Consider the following 20,686-nt stretch of genomic DNA (forward strand, 5'->3'; position numbering starts at 1 on the left):
CCGTCCGGCCAGAGGCCGGCCGGGTCCCGGCCCCCGGCGGGCGGCGCTAGTAACGGCGGCGGTAGACCGGGTCCAGGGACTCCGGCGGGACGCCCAGCATCTCCGCGGTACGCTCCACCACGACATCGTGCACAAGGTCCTGGAGCTCCTCGCGGCTGCCGCAGGCCTGCTCCACGACCCTCCGGTAGAGCGTGATCACCGGGCCGTCCTCCGCCGTCGCCGGGGAGTAGCTGCCCATTGGCGCGGGCGTGCCGTCGGCCACGAGCTGCTCGAGTCCCGGCGGAATTTCCTCCACAGCGAAGCGGACGCCGTCCAGCGGTTTGCCCCAGATGTCATGCAGGCGCTGGGCTGAATCCAGGACAAAGTCATCAAAACGGTCCGAACGGGTCCGGTACCCGGGCAATGTGGGGAGCATCAGCTCGCCGCGGAGGCCGCGGCCATGCCGGTTCCGGCGGCGTTGCCGGAAGCCCCTGGCCGTGGCGGTGCCGCCGGCGGCGGGGTCAGCCAACCGGACCGTAAAGCCGGGAACATGGTGCGATGACTGCATATCTTGACTCTAAACCCGGCGCCTGATTTCTGCGAGACGGCGGGCCGGGGCGCCCCACCGCGGCCGCCCACCGCGGCCGTCCGCGGCCCTCCCGGGCGGCGCCCGCCACCGCACCCCGGGCGGCGCCCGGGCCGGAAGGGGCGTTTCAATGCGCGGTGCCGGGGCCAGGGGGAGTAGTCTGTGATGTCGTGGGTGCAATTCGTCAGTGTTCAAGGTCCGCCTGCCGTAATTCGGCGGTGGCGACTTTGACGTACGTTTACGCCGATTCCACGGCCGTCCTCGGCCCGCTGGCCACCTACGCCGAACCGCACTGCTATGACCTCTGCGAGCAGCACGCCTCGTCGCTGACCGTGCCGCGCGGCTGGGAAGTCCTGCGGCTCGCGATGCCCGCCACCCCGGCCGGCCCCGGGCCCGATGACCTGCTGGCCCTGGCGCACGCCGTCCGCGAGGCCGCCGCGGCCCGGCCCACAGCGGCGGAGCCCGCCCCCGGGCAGCGGAGTCCGCATCCGGCACTCGAAGCCCCGGCCGCCGCCGAGGGTACCCGCCGCGGGCACCTGCGCGTCCTGCGTGAACCCTCCTGAGCCGCGAACTGGCGGTAGGCTGGGAACTGAAATTTCCGTACGCCACCGGCGCCTGCTGCGTCGCACCCAGGGAGCCTTCACCATGCCAGGTTTTACCACGCCACTGATCAGTCCCGAGCTGCTGTCTGTCCTGCGCTGTCCCGTTACGGGCTCGGCCCTGGTGCAGGAAGGCGAGGAGCTCGTCGCCACGAGCCCGAACGTGGACGGGCAGACGCTCCGGTACACGATCGAGGACGGAATCCCGCTGCTGCTGCCGCCGGAACTGCTCGCCGCCGCCACCTCGGCCCGCTCCGACCAGCACGACGGCGGCCAGCACAACGGCGGGCGCCACGCCGCGAAATAGCCCGCCCGCGCAACAGCCCCGCCGCGCAACAGCGGCGCCGCTGCGACCGAAGCGGCCGCGGAAATTCGCGCCAGCGCCCATCGGCGGGCGCCCCGGCGCCGAACCACCTGCAGTCCCTTCAGCTCCACTCCGGCTACCACAAAGGATCCCCATGACCTTCGATTACAAAATTGCCGACATCTCCCTGGCCGAAGCCGGCCGGCACCAGATCCGCCTCGCCGAGCATGAGATGCCGGGCCTGATGTCCCTGCGCGATGAATTCGGCGCCAGCCAGCCGCTCAAGGGCGCCCGGATCGCCGGGTCCCTGCACATGACCGTCCAGACGGCCGTGCTGATCGAGACCCTCACCGCCCTCGGCGCCGAGGTCCGCTGGGCCTCCTGCAACATCTTCTCCACCCAGGACGAAGCCGCCGCCGCCGTCGTGGTCGGCCAGGGGACCGTCGAGGACCCCCAGGGTGTCCCGGTGTTCGCCTGGAAGGGCGAGACGCTCGAGGAATACTGGTGGACCGCCGAGCAGATCCTGACCTGGCCCGGCGCGGACAGCAACCCGGACCTCGGCCCGAACATGATCCTCGACGACGGCGGAGACGCCACCATGCTGGTGCACAAGGGCGCCGAGTTCGAAGCCCTGGGCGCCGTCCCCGCCGCGGCCGACGACGAATCCGAGGAAGGCCGCGTCTTCCTCGACGTGCTCCGCGCCTCGCTGCAGCAGGACCCGCAGAAGTGGACCCGGATCGGCTCGCGCCTGCTCGGTGTGACCGAGGAGACCACCACCGGCGTGCACCGCCTCTACCAGCTCGCCGAGCAGGGCAAGCTGCTGTTCCCGGCGATCAACGTCAATGACTCCGTCACCAAGAGCAAGTTCGACAACAAGTACGGCATCCGCCACTCGCTGCCGGACGGCATCAACCGCGCCACCGACGTGCTGATGGGCGGCAAGGTCGCCGTCGTCTGCGGCTACGGCGACGTCGGCAAGGGCGCCGCGGAGGCCTTCCGCGGCCAGGGCTCGCGGGTGATCGTCACCGAAATCGACCCGATCTGCGCGCTGCAGGCCGCCATGGACGGCTACCAGGTGGCCAAACTGGAGAATGTCCTGGCCGAGGGCCACATCTTCATCACCACCACGGGCAACAAGGACGTCATCATGGCCGAGCACATGGCCGGGATGCGTGACAAGGCGATCGTGGGCAACATCGGCCACTTCGACAATGAGATCGACATGGCCGGGCTGGCCCGGATCCCCGGCATCAAGAAGGTCGAGATCAAGCCCCAGGTGCACGAGTGGGTCTTCGACCAGGGCGCGGACGCGGAGAAGTCCATCATTGTGCTCTCCGAGGGCCGGCTGCTGAACCTCGGCAATGCCACCGGCCACCCCTCCTTCGTGATGAGCAACTCCTTCGCCAACCAGACCATCGCCCAGATCGAACTCTTCACCAAGGCGGGCCAGCCCGAGGGTGAGCGCGAGTACGAGAAGCAGGTCTACGTGCTGCCGAAGATCCTCGACGAGAAGGTGGCCCGGCTGCACCTGGACGCCCTCGGCGCGGAGCTCACCGAGCTGACCAAGGAACAGGCCGAGTACCTGGACCTCGACGCCGCCGGCCCCTACAAGCCGGAGCACTACCGCTACTAGCCGCACCCGCCAGTGTGCGGCCAGAGGCCCCGGACGTCACGGTCCGGGGCCTCTTTTTGTGACCGGATCGTGCCGTGCGCGACGGCGGTCCGCGGCGGAAAGTCACTTATGCTTTCAAGGTAACGTCTGGAAGGACCCGAGTATCGTGATCGCCCCCAAAAGCTGGAGCGCCGGCCGGAAAGCCGCCGTGCTGGCCGCGGTGTGTGCCCTGGCAGCCGCCGGCGGAGTCTTCGCCGCGGCCGGTCCGCTGGCCCACCCGTCCTTCGCCTCCGAGGCAGCCTCCCCGGAGCGGTCCACGCAGGGACTGGCCTTCCCGGTGGTGCCCCCGGTCCAGCTGACCGCCGCGCCCGCGGACGCGGCCACGCAGGTCAACCCCGCCGCCCCCGCGACCCTGAAGGTGGGCAACGGCCGGATCGAACGGGCGGCACTCACGAGCGCGGCCGGCGACGCCGTGGACGGAACGCTCAGCGCCGACGGCTCCGCCTGGTCCGCCGCCGGGCCGCTCAAATTCAACACCCGCTACACCTGGACGTACTCGATCGTGGACGGCGCCGGGCGCAGCACAAGCACCACCCGCAGCTTCACCACGGTCTCGACCGCCAACGAGGCCGACGCCGCGATCTACCCGCTGGACGGCATGAAGGTCGGCGTCGCGCAGCCGCTGCAGATCACCTTCAGCGAGCCCGTGCTGAACCGTGATGCCGTTGAAAAGGCAATCAAGATCAGCTCCAGCGCGGGCCAGACGGGCGACTTCCACTGGTTCAGCAACACCATGGTCCGGTACCGCCCGGAGAGCTTCTGGGCAGCCAACAGCACCATCACGATGGATATGAAGCTGTTCGGCGTCGATCTCGGCAAGGGGCAGATCGGCAACTTCAACAAAAAGGTGACCGTGCACATCGGGGACAAGAAAGTCGCCGTCGCCGACGCCACCGCCCACACGTTCAAAGCCTTCATCAATGACAAGCAGGTGGGCGAGTGGCCCGCCACCATGGGCGACACCCGGTTCCCGTCCGCGCGCGGCTACCTGGTGCTGATGGAAAAATACCGGGTGGAGCACATGAGTGCCGCCTCGATTGGACTCAAGCCCGGCGACCCCGCCTACTACGGCGAACTGGACGTCAACTTCGCCACCCGCCTGACTCCCAGCGGGGAGTTCATCCACCAGGCCACGGACTCCGCCCTGCCGTTCATCGGCAAGGCCAACCTCTCGCACGGATGCATCGGACTCGGCCCGGACGGCGCCCAGTGGGTTTTCGACAACATGACTGCCGGCGACGTCGTCCAGGTGGTCAACACCGACGGCGACTACGCGGCGAACGACGACGGCTACGGGGACTGGAACATCCCCTGGGCCCAGTACGCGAACTGAGCCGTCCGGGCCGTTGGCCTGCCGGCAATTTGGGGGAAGACACGATGGAGCACGGAATAGGGGACCGGACCACCCGCGGCGGCAGGGCCGCCGGACGGAGGGCCGGACAGAGCGCCGGTCGAAGCCCCGGCAAGATGCTGGCCGTCGTCGGGCTCTGCCTGGCCGTCGGCGCGGGCGGGATCGGCGCCGCCACGTCCCCGGTCTGGGCCGACAGCGCCCTGCCCTCGGAGGCGGCCGCGCCGATGCGCAGCGTCGCCGGCCTGGCGGCGCCGGTGGTGAAGCCGGTCGAACTCGGGGTGTCGCCCACCGACGGCGCCCGGGGCGTCAACCCCGCCGCCCTCCCCTCGGTCAAGGCCGTCAACGGGGTGGTCAAGGACGTGGTGCTGGAACCCGATTCCGGCGGCGGGCCGGTGCCCGGAACCACGAGCCCGGACGGATCGACCTGGACCGCGGAGCAGCCCCTGGATTTCGACACCAGGTACCGGTACAGCTTCACCATCGTGGATCAGGCCGGGCGCGAAACAAAGAAGGACCAGTCCTTCGCCACCGTCGCGAAAGCCAATGAGGCGGACGCCGCGGTCTATCCGCTGGCCGGCAGCACAGTCGGCGCCGGCCAGCCCATCGAGATTGTCTTCAGCGAGCCGGTGCTGGACAAGGCCGCGATGGAGAAAGCCGTGACCGTCACGGCCTCGTCCGGCCAGGCCGTGGCGTGGCGCTGGTATTCGGACCGCCGCGTCCGGATCCGGCCCGAGGCATTCTGGGCAGCCAACACGCAGGTCACCGTGGACCTGAAGCTCTTCGGCGTCGACTTTGGCAACAAGATGATCGGCAATTCCGACACCAAGGTCGTCTTCAAGGTCGGCCAGCAGCGCCTCGCCGTGGTCGATGACCGCACCAAGACCATGAACGTCTACTTCGACGGCCAGCTGGTGAAGACCGCGCCGGTCACGCTGGGGGACGCCGACTGGCTCTCACCCACCGGGTACGCGGTGATTATGGAGCAGGAACGCAGTTCCAAGTTCAACGCCGGCAGCATCGGCCTCAAGCCGGGGGACAAGGGCTACTACCCGCCGCTGACCGTGGAGTACGCCAACCGCCTCACCAGTTCCGGCGTGTACGTCCACCAGGCCCTTGAATCGGCATGGGGCGCGGTGGGCAAGGTCAATGTCTCGCACGGCTGCGTGGGGCTGCTGCCGGCGGACGCCGAATGGTTCTTCAACAACATGAAGACCGGTGACGTGGTGCAGACCCTCAATACCGGCGCGCCCGCCGTCGAACCGCTGGAAGGCTTCGGCGACTTGAACATCCCCTGGGCCCAGTACGCCAAACGCTGAGGTCGCCGGCCGCGTCCGGTCAGCGGCCGCGTTCGTGGGGCAACCGGCCCAGCCGTGCGCCCAGGCGCGCGCTGCGCTCCCGGGTCAGCCGCAGCCGGTCGAGCTCCCGCCGGCTCCGTTCGCCCAGCACCGCGGCGAGGTAGTCCTCCGGAGACGTTCCGGGCGGCGGCGGGGGAGCGACATGCGCCGCCAGCTCCGAGGCCAGTGATTGCGCCATCGCCACCCTGGAGCCGGGGGCCATCCGCCCGCACTGGCGCAGGAACAGCGAGGCGCGGCGCGCCGCGGCGTCGGGGATCCGGCCGATGTCCGCGAGCGACGCCCAGGGCTGCAGCTGGAACGGCACGTGGTGCAGGACGGGCGCCTCGGCCCGGACCCTGCGCCGCAGTGCGTAGGTGCCGGCCACCAGGTCGCCGAGCCGCTTGGACTTGCCGTTGAACAGGGCGACGGCGACCGCCAGGCCCCCGACGGTTGCGTAGATTTCGAGGAACCCGATCAGCCCCCGGATCAGGGCGTGCCGGAAGCGGATGGAACCGCCGTCGTCGCGCACGATCCGCAGCCCGGCGGCGAGCTTGCCGAGCGACAGCCCGCGGCTGAGGGTCTCCACCGCGACCGGCAGCACCACAAAGCAGAACACCACGGCCACGGTGATCACGGCGCCCAGGGCGGCGCGGTCCAGATCCGGTGCGGCGGCGCCCACCAGCGCGAGGAGGCCCCAGAGCGCGGCGGCGTGCACCAGGACATCGAGCAGCAGCCCCAGCGCCCGGGCGGCGAACGACGCCGGGCGCAGCTCGAGCACTACGGCCTCGCCTGTGATGATGGAACTCAAACCCGCCCCCGCTCGTCTGCCCAATCAGGCACAGTCTAATCATCCGGGTCAACGGGCGGGCCTAATCGGCGTCCCGGGGCTTAGGGTGGTGCCGTGGACATCGAGGCGTTCTCCCTGGTGAACGGGGACAAGTGGGCACGGCTGCATGCGCTGGCGCACCAGCGCAGGCTCAGCGGCGCCGAGGCCGACGAGCTGCTGCGGCTCTACCAGGGCGCCTCCGCCGACCTCTCGCTGCTTCGCTCCGTGGCGCCCGAGAGCGCCCTGTCGGCGGCGCTGTCGGCGACCCTCGCCCAGGCCCGCACGCGGTTCACCGGAGCCCGCTCGAACTTCATGGCCGGCCTCGCCGGGTTCTTTGTCATCGCGCTGCCCGCCGCCTTGTACCGGATCCGCTGGCTGACGCTCTGCTGCGGCTTCGTCTTCTGCCTGATCGCCGCGGCGTACGCGCTCTGGATCGGCAACTCGCCGGAGGCTCTCCGCGCCCTGGGCTCGGACGCTGCGGTCCGCCGTTACGTGGACCACGACTTTGTTAACTACTACTCCGAGAATCCCGCGGCATCCTTCGCCGGACTGGTCTGGACCAACAATGCGTGGATCGCCGCGCAGGCCGTGGCCCTGGGAATCACGGGGTTCTGGGTCCCGATGATCCTTATTGGCAATGCCCAGGGCGTCGGCGTCGCGGCCGGCGTCTTCGCCGCGACCGGCAAAACCGACGTGTTCTTCAGCTACATCCTTCCGCACGGCCTGATGGAGCTGACGGCTGTGTTCGTGGCCTGCGCGGCCGGGCTGCGGATCTTCTGGTCCGTCGTGGCGCCCGGACCGCGCCGCCGCTCGCAGGCACTCGCGCTCGAGGGCCGCTCGCTCATCACCGTGGCACTTGGCCTGGTGCTGGTGCTGCTGGTCTCGGGTGTGGTCGAGGGCTTTGTGACGCCCAGCGACCTTCCGGTGTGGGCCAAAATCGCGATCGGCGCCGCAGTGCTCGCGGCGTACTGGGCCTACGTGCTCGGGTACGGCGGACGGGCGCACCGGGCCGGTGCCAGTGGGGACCTCGGCAGCGCGGACGCCGGATACACCGAAATTGCCGCCTGAATCGGCCCGGCCCCGGGGTGGCACCTCGCCGCTGCTCAGGCCCTGACGGTAGGCTCGGAGTCAGAGATGTGGCGCCGCCGGACCCTTGGGCCAGCGGCGTGAGAGCCTACGGAAGCGAAGCAGCAGTGACCGAACAAAGTCCCACCCCTCCGAACCGGCAGGATCCTCCCCGGGATCCGGCCGAGGACGCCGACGAGCCCGCCTTCGAATGGATGAAGCCGGCCGGGGGCCAGCGCGCCGCCGGTACGACGCCGGTCGCCGGGAGCGCCGGCACGACGCCGGCGGACGGGGACCCGTCCGCGGCTCCCGTTGCCGGCGAACGCCAGGGCCGCCGCGCCGAGCGGAGGGCCGCTGCCGAGAGCACCGCCACCGCGACAGGGACCGCCGCCGGCACGGAACCCGCCGGCCGCCCGGCCGCTGGCGAGAGCTTCAACGAGTCGCTGCCCACCTCGGCGCTGCAGGTTCGTCCGCCGCGGGAAGAGGTGGAGCGCCGCAACGCCGAACGCGAACAGGCCGCCAACGCCAAGCCGGTGGCCCCCCGGGTGATGCAGGTCCTGCTCGCGGTCTTCTTCCCGGTCATCCTGCTGGTCCTTGCGGTGCGCGCCGTGACCAGCCCGCTGTTCCTCTGGGTGGAGTACAACCGACCGGGCTTCCCCGGCGACGGCTACGGCTTCAGCACCGATGACCGGATGACCTACGGCTCCTACGCGGTGGATTACCTGAGCAACTGGTCCGGCCCGCGCTACCTGGGCGAGCTCGTCAACCGCGCCGGCGACAAGCTGTTCAAGGACGGCGAAGTCAGCCACATGGCGGACGTCAAGCTCGTTATCCTCTCCGCGTTCGGGGCGGGCGCCCTGCTGGTGCTGTTCAGCCTGGTCGCCATCCTCTACCTGCGCCGCCGCAGCACCGGCGGTGTCCGCCGCGGCCTGTTTGCCGGATCGATCGCCACCCTGGTGGTCATCATCGGCCTGGGCGTGCTCGCGGTGCTGGGCTGGGAGCAGTTCTTCACCGAGTTCCACCGCGTCTTCTTCGCCAACGGAACCTGGACGTTCTCGCTGCAGGACACCCTCATCCGGCTGTTCCCGGGCCAGTTCTGGGTTGATGCCGGCATTGTGATCGGCGCGCTGGTCCTGCTCGCGGCGCTCCTCACCCTGATCCTCACCTGGCCGACCCGCAAGCGCCGCGGGCTGCCTCCCCGTACCGCCGCCACCGCAGGCGCCGAGGCTGGCGAAGCCGAAGCCGGAGCCGTGGACCCCGCTGCGCTCAGGGGCCGCCGCTTCAAGCGCCGGAACGCCAAGGCGGAAAACCCGGCCGGCCCGGACACGGACGCCGGCCACGACGCCGGTACGGGCCGCGACCCGGTCGACGCGCCCGCGGCAGACCGCGCCGGCGCTCCCGCCAGCCGCGACGGTTCCGCCTAGCACCAGCAGCGCCTAGCACCAGCAACGCAGAAAGCGGCCGGCACCCCAGGGTGCCGGCCGCTTTTGCGTCCGCGGGAAACCCCGCGGGCGCTAGCCGTAGATGCGGTTGATCTGCGCCTCGAAGTCCCGCACCACGGCGGCGCGCTTGAGCTTCAGGGACGGCGTGAGGTGCCCGGACTCGACCGTGAAGTCGGCGTCCAGGACCACGAAGGTGCGGATCGACTCCGCCTTGGAGACCAGGGTGTTGGCCTCGTCGATGGCGGCCTGGATGGCGGCCCGGACCTGCTCGCTGGCGGCCGCCTCGGTGGTGCCCATCGCGGGAACCCGCTGGGACGCACACCAGTTCTCCAGGCCCTCCGGGTCCAGGTTGACCAGTGCCGAGACAAACGGCCGCCCGTCGCCGACCACCACGGCCTGCGCCACGAGCTGGTGTTCGCGGATCTTCTCCTCCAGCGGGCCGGGGGCGACATTCTTGCCGCCGGCGGTGACCAGCAGGTCCTTTTTGCGGCCTGTGATGGTCAGGAAGCCGTCCTCGTCCAGGGAACCGAGATCCCCGGTGCGGAAGAAGCCGTCCACGAACGCCTCGGCGTTGGCGGTCTCGTCGGCGTGGTAGCCCTTGAAGACACCGATGCCCTTGACCAGGATCTCGCCGTCGTCGGCGATCCTGATGGTGGTGCCCGGCACCGGGATCCCCACGGTGCCCACCCGAGTGCGGGTGGGGGTGTTGGCGGTGCACGGCGCCGTCGTTTCGGTCAGCCCGTAGCCTTCGAGCACGGGGATGCCGGCGCCGCGGAAGAAGTGCGCGTCGTGGCCGCTCAGCGGGCTCGCCCCGGAGACCGTGTAGCCCACCCGGCCGCCGAACGCCTGCCGCAGCTTCGGGTACAGCAGCCGGTCGAAGATGCCGTGCTTGGCGCGCAGCACCCAGCCGGGGCCGGTGCCGGCGCCGCGGGCGGCGGCGTCGAGGGCTTTGGAATACTCGACGGCGACGGCGGCGGCGGCTTCGAAGAGCCGGTCCTTGCCGGCCAGTGCGGCCTTGTGCGCGGCACCGGCGTAGACCTTCTCGAAGATCCGGGGCACCACGAGCAGGAAGGTCGGCTTGAACGTACCGAGGTCCTCCAGCAGCTCCTTGGCGTTGGAGGTGTGGCCCAGGGTGGTGCCGGCGGTCAGGCAGATCACCTGTACGGCGCGGGCCAGGACGTGGGCCAGCGGCAGGAACATCAGCGTCCGGGTGTTGGGCTGGAGGAGGATCTCGGGCAGGAACAGGACGATGTTCTTGGCCACGAGGGCGAAGTTGCCGTGGGTGATTTCGCAGCCCTTGGGCCGGCCGGTGGTGCCGGAGGTGTAGACCAGGGACGCGACGTCGGCGAGGCCCGCCGCGGAGCGGTGCCGCTCCAGCTCGGCGTCGCTGACCCCGGAGCCGGCGGCGGCGAGGCTGGCGAGGTTCGGGGCGGCGCCGTCGTAGTCCATCCGGACGACGCCGAGCAGCCGGTCGCCGAGCAAGCCGGAGCCGTCCAGGACGCCCTGGACCAGCGTGGCCTTCTCCTGGTTTTCGACGAAGACGCGCCTGGCGCCGGAGTCGTGCAGGATCCACTCGACCTGGCTGGCGGAGGAGGTTTCGTAGACCGGGACCGTGACGCCGCCGGCGAACCAGATGGCAAAGTCCACCACGGTCCACTCGTGGCGGGTGGCGGACATCACGGCGACGGTCTCGCCCGGCGCCAGTCCGCCGGCGATCAGGCCCTTGGCGAGGGCCCGGACCTGGTCCAGGAACTGCTGGGCCGGGATGTCGGCCCAGCCCGAGGGTGACTTGCGGGAGTACAGCGCGTGTACCGGGTCCTTGGCGTGCTGCTCCAGCAAAAGGTCGGTCACATTGCTGTCCGGGTCCAGCTCCACAAGCAGCCCGGTGCTAGCTTCTCTCACAACCCACGTCTCCCGTTCCGGTCCGGGGCCCGGCGGCCCCGGGCTCCGTTAGTAATCCTGCCCTAGATCCAGGACGGCATCCACATCCGCAAGCGCCAGTCCTGGTAGGAAATGAGCTCAGCGGTCCACACGGGGTAGAAGAACGCCGAGAGCAGCACGGCGGCCACAACGAACAGCGCCACCAGGAACAGGCCGGAGCGGCGCCGCCAGAGCGGGTCCGTGCGCCGGCCCAGCACCAGGCCCAGGCAGTAGGTGAGGGCCAGGACCAGGAATGGTTCGAAGGACACCGCGTAGAAGAAGAACATGGTGCGTTCCGGGTAAAGGAACCAGGGCAGGTAGCCGGCGCCCACGGCAGCCAGGATGGCCCCGGCGCGCCAGTCGCGGCGGCCCGCCCACCAGAACAGCAGCACGCCGAGGCAGACGGCCGCGCTCCACCAGATCAGCGGGTTGCCGACCGAGAGGATGGCCGAGGTGCAGCTGGGCAGCTCGCAGCCGCCGGTTCCCTGCTTGGGCGACTCGTAGAAGAACGACGTCGGCCGGCCGAGCACCAGCCAGCTCCAAGCGCTCGCCTCGTACGGGTGCTCCGCGTTGAGGCCCTGGTGGAACTTGTACGCCTCCAGGTGGTAGTGCGCCAGCGAGCGGAGCGAATCCGGAAGCCAGCCCCATTCCGCCGAGGGGTTGGCCTCGGCCCAGTGCCGGAAGTAGGCGTTGGCGGAGCGGAACCAGCCGGTCCAGGTGGCCGTGTAGACCAGGGCCGCAACGGGGACGATGCTCAGGAAGGCGAGGAGGCCGTCCTTGAGGATGCCGCCGGTGATCCAGCCGTGCACGCCCGCGATCCGGCGCGCGCTCAGGTCCCAGAGGACCGTCAGCAGGCCGAAGCCGGCCAGGAAGAACAGTGCGGACCATTTGGTGCCGACCGCCAGGCCCAGGCAGACGCCGGCGGCCAGCCGCCACCAGCGGATCCCCAGCCACGGCCCGGCGGCGAGCTGCAGCCGGGACGGCACCCCGCCGGGGGAGGCGGCGGCCTGCCGGGCGAGGCGCGCCGCGAGCCTTCGGCGGCCGTCGTCGCGGTCCATCAGCAGCGCGCCGAAGGCGGCCAGGACCCAGAACATCAGGAAGATGTCCAGCAGCGAGGTGCGGGACATCACGAGGTGGTGGCCGTCGACCGCCAGCAGCACGCCGGCCACCGCGCCGAGGGTGAGTGAGCGGAACAGCTTCTGCGCGATCAGCGCGAGCAGGAAGATGGACAGGGTGCCGGTCAGGGCGGCGCCGAAGCGCCAGCCGAAGGAGCTCTCCGGCCCGAACAGCCACATCCCGGCGGCGATCATCCACTTGCCCACCGGCGGATGGACCACGTACTCCGGGGTCTCGAGCAGCACACCGGGGTTGCCCGCGATGAAGGCGTCGTTAGCCTTGTCCGGCCAGGCCCGCTCGTAGCCGCTGACCAAGAGCGAGTAGCCGTCCTTGACGTAGTAGGTTTCGTCGAAGACCAGGTTGTGCGGGGCGTCCAGCCGGACAAAGCGCAGGATCCCGCCTAGCAGCGAGGCCAGGGCGGGGATCAGCCAGAACCACAGGCGCAGCGAGGCCGGGTAGTCCCGCCAGCTGCGGATATCGCCGACCAGCCGCTGCGTGAGCGCCTCGACCGTGAACCCGTCCGCGGGACGGCTGATCCAGCGGTGCCCCTCAAGGTTGCGCCCGGGCCTGGCGGGCCCCGGAGTTCCGGCGGGGCGGGTGCGGTCCGGGTGGGCGTCGTCGGGCGCCGATGCGGCTGAACCGGCCTCGGCAGGCCGCATGGGGGTCTGCGTCACGTTGCCCATGCTACCTTTCGCCGCCGGGATCGTCGGTCCCGCGCGGCGGCCGGCAGTAGGCTGGTGGGGTGGACCCCGAGCAAAGCACTTCCCCTTCCCTTGCCCCCGACGACGCCGTTCCGGCAGCGGGGGCGCCCGCCGGTCCGGGCCGGATTGTGCTGGCCGCCACCCCGATCGGCAACGTCGGGGATGCCTCCGCCCGGCTGATTGGGCTGCTGGAGACGGCGGATATCGTCGCCGCCGAGGACACCCGGCGGCTGCACCGGCTGGTGCAAAGCCTCGGCATTACCGTGGCCGGCCGGGTGATCAGCTACCACGAGCACAATGAGGCGGCCAAGACCGGCGAACTCCTGGACCAGGTGCGGTCCGGGAAGACCTTGGTCATGGTGACCGACGCGGGCATGCCCGCGGTCTCGGACCCCGGCTTCCGGCTGGTGGAGGGCGCCGTCGCCGCCGGGCTCACCGTCACCGCCGTCCCCGGACCCTCGGCCGTGCTGACGGCGCTCGCCCTCTCCGGGCTGCCCACGGACCGCTTCTGCTTTGAGGGTTTCCTGCCGCGCAAAGCCGGGGAACGGGCCTCGCGGCTCGCGGACCTCGAGGCCGAACGGCGCACCATGGTGTTTTTCGAGGCGCCGCACCGGCTTGAGCCCATGCTCCGGGCCCTGCACGAACGCTTCGGCGCGGATCGGCGCGCGGCCGTCTGCCGGGAACTGACCAAAACCTACGAAGAGGTCATCCGCGGGACCGTGCACGAACTCCTCGAATGGGCCGAGAACAACGAGGTCCGCGGCGAGATCGCCGTCGTGGTGGGAGGCGCGCCCGAACGGGAGCCGGGCAAACCCGAAGACCACGTCGCCGCCGTCAACGCGCTCATTGCCCAGGGCATCCGGCTGAAAGAGGCGGTCGCCGCCGTCGCCGAGGACGCGCGGGTCAGCAAACGCGAACTCTACGCGGCCGTTCTCGCCGCACGCTGACCCCGCGGCGGCGCCGGCCGCGTTGCACGCACCGGGCCCGGCGGCGGGCCGCATCCGGCCTTGTGCAGCTGCACAGCGAAACCGCCGCGTGCTAGTGCGCAGACGCGTAGACACTGTCGAGAATCGGGCAGTACCGTGGCAGTAGTCCGGGCCTGCGGCGCCAAGCCGCCGCAGGCCGATCAGAAATTTCCGAACCCACTGCCGACGAGGGAGTCATCGTGACTGTAACTGCCCAGCCCACCGTTACCGCGGAGCGCGAAGCCGCACTGCTGGCCTCCGTGCCGACCGGCCTGCTGATTGACGGACAGTGGCGTCCGGCCGCGTCCGGCAAGACGTTCGACGTCGAGGATCCCGCCACCGGCAAGGTGCTGCTGAGCCTGGCCGATGCCGGGCCCGAGGACGGCGCCGCCGCCCTGGACGCGGCCGCCGCCGCGCAGGAGTCCTGGGCCAAGGTCCCGCCGCGGGAGCGCGGCGAGATCCTGCGCCGCGCCTTCGACCTCGTCACCGAACGGGCCGATGACTTCGCGCTGCTGATGACCCTGGAGATGGGCAAGCCGCTGGCCGAGGCCCGCGGCGAGGTCACCTACGGCGCGGAGTTCCTGCGCTGGTTCTCCGAGGAAGCCGTCCGTGCCTTCGGCCGCTACTCGGTGTCCCCGGATGGCAAGTCCCGGCTGCTGGTGACTAAAAAGCCGGTGGGCCCGTGCCTGCTGATCACGCCATGGAACTTCCCGCTGGCCATGGCCACGCGCAAAATCGCCCCCGCCGTTGCGGCCGGTTGCACCATGGTGCTGAAGTCAGCGAACCTGACCCCGCTGACCTCGCAGCTGTTCGCCGCCGTGATGCTCGAAGCCGGCCTGCCCGCCGGCGTGCTGAACGTGATCCCGACCTCGACGGCCGGCGCCACGACCGGGCCGCTGATCAAGGACTCCCGGCTGCGCAAGCTCTCCTTCACCGGTTCCACCGAGGTCGGCCGGCGGCTGCTCGCGGACGCGTCCGGGACGGTGCTGCGGACCTCGATGGAGCTCGGTGGCAACGCCCCGTTTGTGGTGTTCGAGGACGCCGACGTCGATGCCGCCGTGGCCGGGGCGATGCTGGCGAAGCTGCGCAACATGGGGGAGGCCTGCACCGCGGCCAACCGGTTCATTGTGCACGAGTCCGTCGCCGGTGAGTTCGCGGAGAAATTCGCCGCGAAGATGGCGGAGATGACCACGGCCCGCGGCACCGAGGCGGAGTCCAAGGTCGGGCCGCTGATCGACGCGAAGAGCCGCGACAAAGTCCACGAACTGGTCACCGACGCAGTCTCCGCCGGCGCGGTCGCGGTGCTGGGCGGCGCCGCCGTCGAGGGCCCCGGCTACTTCTACCAGCCCACGATCCTCACCGGCGTCACCGAGGGCACCCGGATCCTGTCCGAGGAGATCTTCGGCCCGGTCGCCCCGATCATCACCTTCGACACCGAGGACGAAGCCGTCCGGCTAGCGAACAACACCGAGTACGGGCTGGTGGCCTACGTCTTCACCAGGGACCTGAACCGGGGCATCCGGATGGGCGAAAGGCTCGAGACCGGCATGCTGGGCCTGAACGCCGGCGTGGTGTCCAACGCGGCCGCCCCGTTCGGCGGTGTCAAGCAGTCCGGTCTCGGGCGCGAGGGCGGCCTTGAAGGCATCGAGGAGTACCTCTACACCCAGTACATCGGGATCGCGGACCCCTACGCCGGCTAGCCGCGGCGGAGCCGCCGGGCGGCGTCGCGGATCCTTGACCAGGCCTCCGCGGCGGCCCGCCCGGCGCCCCTCGCCGGGCCCGATACCGCGCGCAGCGGCGTCGACGCCCGGCGCCGCCAGCGGGCCAGCAGCGACGGCGGCAGCCAGGTGGCGCGCAGCCGCGTCCACCACGACGCGTTTTCCCGCAGGGACTCCCGGACCAGGGCAATCCGGTCCGCGGCCGCGCCGCCGGCCGCTGTCTCCGCGCCGGGCCGGCCGTACTGCTGGCGTTCAAAGTTCGCGGTGAGTTCCGCCACGGCGGCGCGCGCCCCCGCGTCCGCGCCGCCGAGTTCCCCCGGCCGGCCCGGATCGTCCACGCCGCCGAGCGCGTCTACGCCGCCGAGCGCGGCCGACCCGCTCAACCGTGCGGCGAAATGCCGCGGAGTCTCGCTCTCGCCGGGCGGAACTCGGAAGTCGGTGGCTAGGTCCTGCAGCTCCGTCCAGGCCGGTGCCGCACCTCCGCCGGCCGCCCCTGCCAGCTGCAGCCGGCGCTGCCGGAGGCCGCGGCGGGCCAGCGCCGGGCTTGCGAGCAGCAGCACCAGCAGCAGCAGCCCGCCGGCGCCGTAGAGCAGCGGGGCGAACCGATTCCCGGAACCGGCCTCACCGCCGGGGCCGGGCAGCGGCAGCGGGGCCGGAGCCGGGGCCGCGGTGGGCTTGGGGTCGCCCGTGGGGAACAGGCCGTCATTGTTCTCGTTGGTGCTGGCGCCGCTGGGCGCGGCCGGCTCGACGGCGTAGGCCGGCACCACGCCGCGCGAGGGCGTCGGCTCGAACGCCACCCACCCGACGCCCTGGAAGTACAGCTCCGGCCAGGCGTGCGCGTCGCGGGCATCAACCTCGTACTCCGGCAGCGCCCCCTGGCCTGCGAGCGACACCGTCGCTCCGGTGGCGCGGCCCGGTGCATAGCCGACGGCTATCCGGCTCGGGATGCCTTCCAACCGTGCCATCACGGCCATGGCCGAGGCGAAGTGGATGCAATAGCCGCTCTTGGCGGCCAGGAAGTCGGCCAGCACCGACAGCCCGTTGCCGTCGTAGCCGCCCTGGACGGGGGACTGGAGCGAGTAGCGGAACTCCACGGACCGCAGGTACTTCTGGATCGCCATCGCCTTGGCGTAGCTGGTGCTGCTCCCGGCCGTGACCGTGTCCGCGGTCTGGCGCACAATCTGCGGGACGTTGCCGGGAACCCGGGTGAAGGTGTCCGCAATGCCGCGCACCGGTGCCGAGGACTGCGCCAGGGTGGCAGGCGTCAGCTTCGGCGCCACGGACATCACCACATACTGCTGGTTGCGGGAGTTCAGGTCCACGCCCTTGATGCTCAGCGTCGCCGGGTCCCAACTCCACCGGCCGGTCAGCCCGTTGACCGCCTCCGGTGCGTAGGGGACCGGCAGGTACGGGCTGGTGAACTGGCCGGCATTGACGGCCGTGACCACCCTGACCTGTTCCTCGACGGTCGAGTCGACCCCCGGGTCGATCCTCCCGGTGCCCACCCTGCGGCTGGCGTCCCGGTCATCCGGTGACCAGGAATCGCCGTCGAAGCTGTCCACGGTGGCCGAGCGCAGGTAGGGGGCCGTGGCGGCGTTCGTCGCATAGGTGATCCGGCCGGTGCCGGTGGGGCTGCGCAGGCTGTTGCCCAGGCTGATCATCGGGTTCAGGCCGTTCGCGGTGCCCCAGGGATTCAGCCGGGAGCCCTGCGGGAAGATGCCCTGGTCAAAGCCCGGGACAACCAGCTGCAGCAGCAGCGTCAGGGCCAGTGCCACCGCCCCGGTCAGGGTGGCGCGCCGGAGCTGGCCCGGGTTGCGTGCCGTATCCGTGCGTGCCCCGGCACCCGGGTGGAACCAGTGGCTGCAGGCCAGGATCATCAGGTAGCCCACCGCCGCCCCGGTGAAACCCAGCCAGCCGACGCTCTGCGGCTTAACCATCGCGGGGACCACCAGGATGGCCAGGATCCCGAGCCCGCTGGTCGCCGGCAACGAGAGCGGCAGGGCGAGCGCGTCGATCAGGATGACCAGCAGGCCCAGGACGCCGCAGATCAGCATCACAATGCCGGCGTTGGGTGCCACCGGGGTGCTCTCGGCCAGGACCGTCTCGCTGGCCCGCCGCAGATAGCGCTGCAGCTGGGCCATGGTGTCACCGGAGGGGATAAAACCGGCGATGCTGTGCTGCCGGAAAAAGGTAAACGTCAGGACCAGGGCCAGCGCCAGGAACCCGCCCGCGCCGACCAGGACGCCGCGCAGCCGCAGGGCCCGGAGCGCCGCCAGGGTCATGGCCACCGTGAAGACCGTGGTGAGCACCGCCGGGAACCACGCCCAGCCGCGCAGCACGCCGTTCAGTCCCAGGGCGGCCCCCGCCACCGCCACCGCGACGGCGAGCCCCATCGCCCATGGTTCGACGACGGCCGGGTTCGGCCGGCCGGCGCCGCCCGGTGCGGGCGCGGGACGCTGCCCGGCGTCGGACGCGGGGCTCCCGGCGGCCGGAGTGCGCTGCGGTGCCAGGGTCATCGCCGGCCTGCCGCCCCGCGGCGCACATCGGCGGCCGCCGTGAGCGCCGGACTTCCGCCCTGGTCGAAGGCCGACCAGGCCGCGGCCAGCGGGGTGGCCGCGGTGACGGCCGCGGCGCGCCAGCCGCCGCGGCGCAGAATCTCCAGGACCGGGCCGGTGTCCGCCGCACGGTCGGTGATGACCAGGGCGAAGGCGTTCGCGCCGAACCCTGCCGCCGGGGCAAGGGCCGCCGCCTCGGCCGCCGAAAGCCGCCCCAGGATTGCGAGGATGGGCCCGCGCAGCCGGTGCGCCGAAAGTTTGTCCATCAGCCGGTCATCGAACGGCTGCGGTCCGGCGTCGGCGCCCGGGTGGCGCGGTCCCGTGAGGCCGATCGCCGCCAGGCTCTCCGCAATAGACTGCAGGCCGCCGGCGCCGGCGTACTCGTCGGCTTCCGGTTCGGGCGCCGAGGGCGAATGCAGGAACGCCGGGTCGCCCGCCGGGTCCAGGCAGCGCAGCGCATAGTTGCGCTCGCCGAGGTGGGTGCTGATGGACATGACGGCGGTCACTGCCCACTCGAACGCATCCGTGGTGACGAGGTCGTGCGCATCGGCTGCGGCGCCGCCGGAGACGTACCCGGCGCCGTGGGAGTAGGCCAGGAACCGCTGGTCCAGGATGATGGTGGCCTCCGGGGTGGTGACGGATTCCTCCTGGCGCACCATCAAGGAACCATGGCGCGCGGTCGCCGCCCAGTGCACCCGGCGCATCGGATCACCGTTCCGGTACTCCCGGGTCATCACGTCGTCGTCACTGGGGTTGGCGCGGATGCGCGTCGCCGTGACCCCGTCGTGGCCGCGTGCGCCGGCCAGCCCGGTTTCGGGCAGGTCGACGGCGGCCGGGGTGACGGTCAGGACGTCGCCGGCGTCGATCGCGTGGCGGTGGACGGAGAGCCCGAAGGGATCGCTGAACTCGGCCGTGACCGGTCCGATCAGGAACTGGCCGCGCTTCGCGCTCCGCAGCTGGTACTCATAGCGGCTGGACCCGGCGGCGGCGGTCCGCGCGGGGAAACGGAAAACCGGGGACTGCCCGAACCGGGACGGCAGCTGCTCCTCCATCAGGGCGTGGCCGGTCCCCGCCCCGGTGCGGGCCACCGCCAGGCGGACCGTGGTGGTGGCGGACGTTTCGACCGGGGAGGGATTGAACTCCCGGTAGACCTGGAACCGGGGCTTGAGCACCCGGGTACCGGCGAGGGACAGCAACGGCAGCACCAGCAAGAGCAGGGCCAGGGCCAGCAGGTCGCGGCGCCCCATCAGCTGGGCGGCCAGCAGGGACACGATTCCCGTGCCGAGCAGGCCCCAGCCGCGCGGGCTGAAGATGTGCCTCGGAAAATGGTCCAGCAACGCCACAGCCGCGCCAGCTCCCTAGCTTGTGGGGTTCGCGGCGGGCTGCGCGGCGGAGCGGGGCCGTCCGTTCCCACGCCCGGTCCGGGCCGGCGCAGGGGCCCCGTCCTGTCCCACCGGCACCCTCGCCAGGATGGCCCGGATGACGCTCTGCGGCGTCTCGCCCGTGCTGGCCGCCTTGCGGTCCAGGATGATCCGGTGCGCCAGCACCGATTCCGCGACGCTCACGACGTCGTCCGGCAGCACAAAATCCCGGCCCGCCAGGGCGGCGGTGGCCTTCGCGGCGCGCAGCAGCTGCAGCATGGACCGTGGGCTGGCGCCGAGCCGGAGCATGGAGCTTTCCCTCGTGGCGCGGCCCAGCGCGACCGTGTACTCCTTGATCGACTGGGACACGTACACCTGCTGGACGGTGGCGATCATGGACGCCACCTCGTCCGCGGTGACCACGGCCGTCACCCGGGCGAGCGGGGAGGTGGCCTGGTGGGTTTCCAGCATCTCCATTTCGGAGTCCTTGTCCGGGTACCCCATCGAGATGCGGGCCATAAAGCGGTCCCGCTGCGCCTCCGGGAGCGGGTAGGTGCCCTCCATCTCGATCGGGTTCTGGGTGGCCACCACCATAAAGGGCTCGTCCAGCTTGTAGGAGTTTCCGTCCACCGTGACCTGGTGCTCCTCCATGCACTCCAGGAGGGCCGACTGGGTCTTGGCGGAGGCGCGGTTGATCTCGTCGCCGATCACGATGTTCGCGAACACGGCACCCGGCCGGAACTCGAACATCCGGGACGCCTGGTTGTAGATGGAGACGCCGGTGACATCGGAAGGCAGCAGGTCCGGGGTGAACTGGATCCGGCTGACCGAGCAGTCGATAGTGCGGGCCAGGGTCTTCGCCAGCAGGGTCTTGCCCACGCCCGGGACGTCCTCCAGCAGCAGGTGGCCCTGGGCGAGCAGCACGGTCAGCGCCAGCTTTGCCGCCTCGGCCTTGCCGTCGATCACGGTGTTAATGGCGCGCAGGATGCGCTCGCTGGCGGCGTGGAAAGCCTCGGACTCCATCGGCGCGGGCAGTGCGGGCCCCGGCTGCCTGCGGCCGTTGCCGTTGGCGCTCGGGGCTCCGGTTCCGGCGGTGCTTCCGGCTCCGGACCCGGCCGGCTCGTGCGGGAAGCCCTGCCGTTCGGGCAGTGCTTCGTCTACGGAGGTGCGTCGGTGGTAGTCCATCGGCAGC

Annotated in this window: 16 protein-coding genes; 9 read left to right on the forward strand and 7 right to left on the reverse strand. The window is 71.0% G+C overall.

The window, feature by feature from the left end; genetic code table 11:
- Nucleotides 1–46: 46 nt before the first annotated feature.
- Nucleotides 47–547: a metallopeptidase family protein gene (locus ABLI39_RS05950; protein WP_349412512.1), complete on the reverse strand. Its 501-nt coding sequence runs from the start codon at nt 545–547 to the stop codon at nt 47–49.
- A 188-nt stretch (nt 548–735) separates the two neighbouring features.
- On the opposite strand from ABLI39_RS05950, the gene ABLI39_RS05955 reads away from it, so the two are divergent.
- The 5 genes from ABLI39_RS05955 (at nt 736) to ABLI39_RS05975 (ending at nt 5,807) form a co-directional block, all read left to right on the forward strand.
- Nucleotides 736–1,128: a DUF3499 domain-containing protein gene (locus tag ABLI39_RS05955; protein ID WP_349412514.1), complete on the forward strand. Its 393-nt coding sequence runs from the start codon at nt 736–738 to the stop codon at nt 1,126–1,128.
- An 82-nt stretch (nt 1,129–1,210) separates the two neighbouring features.
- Nucleotides 1,211–1,471: a Trm112 family protein gene (locus tag ABLI39_RS05960; protein WP_349412515.1), complete on the forward strand. Its 261-nt coding sequence runs from the start codon at nt 1,211–1,213 to the stop codon at nt 1,469–1,471.
- A gap of 151 nt (nt 1,472–1,622) precedes the next feature.
- Nucleotides 1,623–3,101 (forward strand): adenosylhomocysteinase, encoded by a 1,479-nt coding sequence (gene ahcY / locus ABLI39_RS05965; protein WP_349412517.1) that lies wholly within the window; start codon nt 1,623–1,625, stop codon nt 3,099–3,101.
- A gap of 148 nt (nt 3,102–3,249) precedes the next feature.
- Nucleotides 3,250–4,473 (forward strand): L,D-transpeptidase, encoded by a 1,224-nt coding sequence (locus ABLI39_RS05970; protein ID WP_349412653.1) that lies wholly within the window; start codon nt 3,250–3,252, stop codon nt 4,471–4,473.
- A gap of 44 nt (nt 4,474–4,517) precedes the next feature.
- A complete protein-coding gene (locus tag ABLI39_RS05975) occupies nt 4,518–5,807 on the forward strand; it encodes a L,D-transpeptidase (RefSeq protein WP_349412518.1) in 1,290 nt (429 codons plus the stop codon).
- Between the two features lie 19 nt (nt 5,808–5,826).
- Here ABLI39_RS05975 and ABLI39_RS05980 read toward each other — a convergent pair whose 3' ends face one another.
- On the reverse strand, nt 5,827–6,633 hold the full coding sequence (locus ABLI39_RS05980; protein ID WP_349412519.1) for an RDD family protein: 807 nt from the start codon (nt 6,631–6,633) through the stop codon (nt 5,827–5,829).
- A gap of 93 nt (nt 6,634–6,726) precedes the next feature.
- Between ABLI39_RS05980 and ABLI39_RS05985 the strand changes: the two genes are divergently transcribed.
- Nucleotides 6,727–7,719 (forward strand): stage II sporulation protein M, encoded by a 993-nt coding sequence (locus tag ABLI39_RS05985; RefSeq protein ID WP_349412520.1) that lies wholly within the window; start codon nt 6,727–6,729, stop codon nt 7,717–7,719.
- A 125-nt stretch (nt 7,720–7,844) separates the two neighbouring features.
- Nucleotides 7,845–9,140 (forward strand): TIGR01906 family membrane protein, encoded by a 1,296-nt coding sequence (locus ABLI39_RS05990; protein WP_349412521.1) that lies wholly within the window; start codon nt 7,845–7,847, stop codon nt 9,138–9,140.
- 90 nt (nt 9,141–9,230) lie between these two features.
- Here ABLI39_RS05990 and ABLI39_RS05995 read toward each other — a convergent pair whose 3' ends face one another.
- Together ABLI39_RS05995 and ABLI39_RS06000 are read right to left on the reverse strand one after the other, a co-directional pair.
- The gene (locus ABLI39_RS05995; RefSeq protein ID WP_349412522.1) at nt 9,231–11,060 is read right to left on the reverse strand and encodes an AMP-dependent synthetase/ligase; all 1,830 of its coding nucleotides are present in this window, start codon (nt 11,058–11,060) and stop codon (nt 9,231–9,233) included.
- Between the two features lie 62 nt (nt 11,061–11,122).
- Nucleotides 11,123–12,877: a dolichyl-phosphate-mannose--protein mannosyltransferase gene (locus ABLI39_RS06000; RefSeq protein WP_349412523.1), complete on the reverse strand. Its 1,755-nt coding sequence runs from the start codon at nt 12,875–12,877 to the stop codon at nt 11,123–11,125.
- Nucleotides 12,878–12,936: 59 nt separating this feature from the next.
- On the opposite strand from ABLI39_RS06000, the gene rsmI reads away from it, so the two are divergent.
- Both rsmI and ABLI39_RS06010 read left to right on the forward strand, forming a co-directional pair.
- Nucleotides 12,937–13,842 (forward strand): 16S rRNA (cytidine(1402)-2'-O)-methyltransferase, encoded by a 906-nt coding sequence (rsmI, locus tag ABLI39_RS06005; RefSeq protein WP_502935193.1) that lies wholly within the window; start codon nt 12,937–12,939, stop codon nt 13,840–13,842.
- Nucleotides 13,843–14,060: 218 nt separating this feature from the next.
- A complete protein-coding gene (locus ABLI39_RS06010; RefSeq protein WP_349412524.1) occupies nt 14,061–15,560 on the forward strand; it encodes an NAD-dependent succinate-semialdehyde dehydrogenase in 1,500 nt (499 codons plus the stop codon).
- On the opposite strand, the gene ABLI39_RS06015 is transcribed toward ABLI39_RS06010, so the two are convergent.
- Genes ABLI39_RS06015 through ABLI39_RS06025 form a run of 3 tightly spaced genes read right to left on the reverse strand, consistent with a single transcriptional unit; the run spans nt 15,557 to nt 20,679 of the window.
- Nucleotides 15,557–18,094: a transglutaminase TgpA family protein gene (locus tag ABLI39_RS06015; RefSeq protein ID WP_349412525.1), complete on the reverse strand. Its 2,538-nt coding sequence runs from the start codon at nt 18,092–18,094 to the stop codon at nt 15,557–15,559. The two genes, ABLI39_RS06010 and ABLI39_RS06015, sit on opposite strands and share 4 nt — an antisense overlap.
- Nucleotides 18,091–19,476 (reverse strand): DUF58 domain-containing protein, encoded by a 1,386-nt coding sequence (locus ABLI39_RS06020; protein ID WP_349412526.1) that lies wholly within the window; start codon nt 19,474–19,476, stop codon nt 18,091–18,093. Before ABLI39_RS06020 ends, ABLI39_RS06015 begins: the two co-directional genes overlap by 4 nt.
- A 15-nt stretch (nt 19,477–19,491) precedes the next feature.
- Nucleotides 19,492–20,679 (reverse strand): AAA family ATPase, encoded by a 1,188-nt coding sequence (locus ABLI39_RS06025; RefSeq protein WP_349412527.1) that lies wholly within the window; start codon nt 20,677–20,679, stop codon nt 19,492–19,494.
- Between the last annotated feature and the right edge of the window lie 7 nt (nt 20,680–20,686).

The organism is Pseudarthrobacter sp. B907, assembly GCF_040137805.1.
GTDB lineage: Bacteria > Actinomycetota > Actinomycetes > Actinomycetales > Micrococcaceae > Arthrobacter.

Excerpts from the sequence above, each read along its gene's own strand:
- ABLI39_RS06015 (WP_349412525.1), bottom strand. The coding sequence starts at position 18,094 with ATGACCCTGGCACCGCAGCGCACTCCGGCCGCCGGGAGCCCCGCGTCC.
- ABLI39_RS05975 (WP_349412518.1), top strand. The coding sequence starts at position 4,518 with ATGGAGCACGGAATAGGGGACCGGACCACCCGCGGCGGCAGGGCCGCC.
- ABLI39_RS05950 (WP_349412512.1), bottom strand. The coding sequence starts at position 547 with ATGCAGTCATCGCACCATGTTCCCGGCTTTACGGTCCGGTTGGCTGAC.
- ABLI39_RS05960 (WP_349412515.1), top strand. The coding sequence starts at position 1,211 with ATGCCAGGTTTTACCACGCCACTGATCAGTCCCGAGCTGCTGTCTGTC.
- ABLI39_RS06025 (WP_349412527.1), bottom strand. The coding sequence starts at position 20,679 with ATGGACTACCACCGACGCACCTCCGTAGACGAAGCACTGCCCGAACGG.
- ahcY (WP_349412517.1), top strand. The coding sequence starts at position 1,623 with ATGACCTTCGATTACAAAATTGCCGACATCTCCCTGGCCGAAGCCGGC.
- ABLI39_RS06000 (WP_349412523.1), bottom strand. The coding sequence starts at position 12,877 with ATGGGCAACGTGACGCAGACCCCCATGCGGCCTGCCGAGGCCGGTTCA.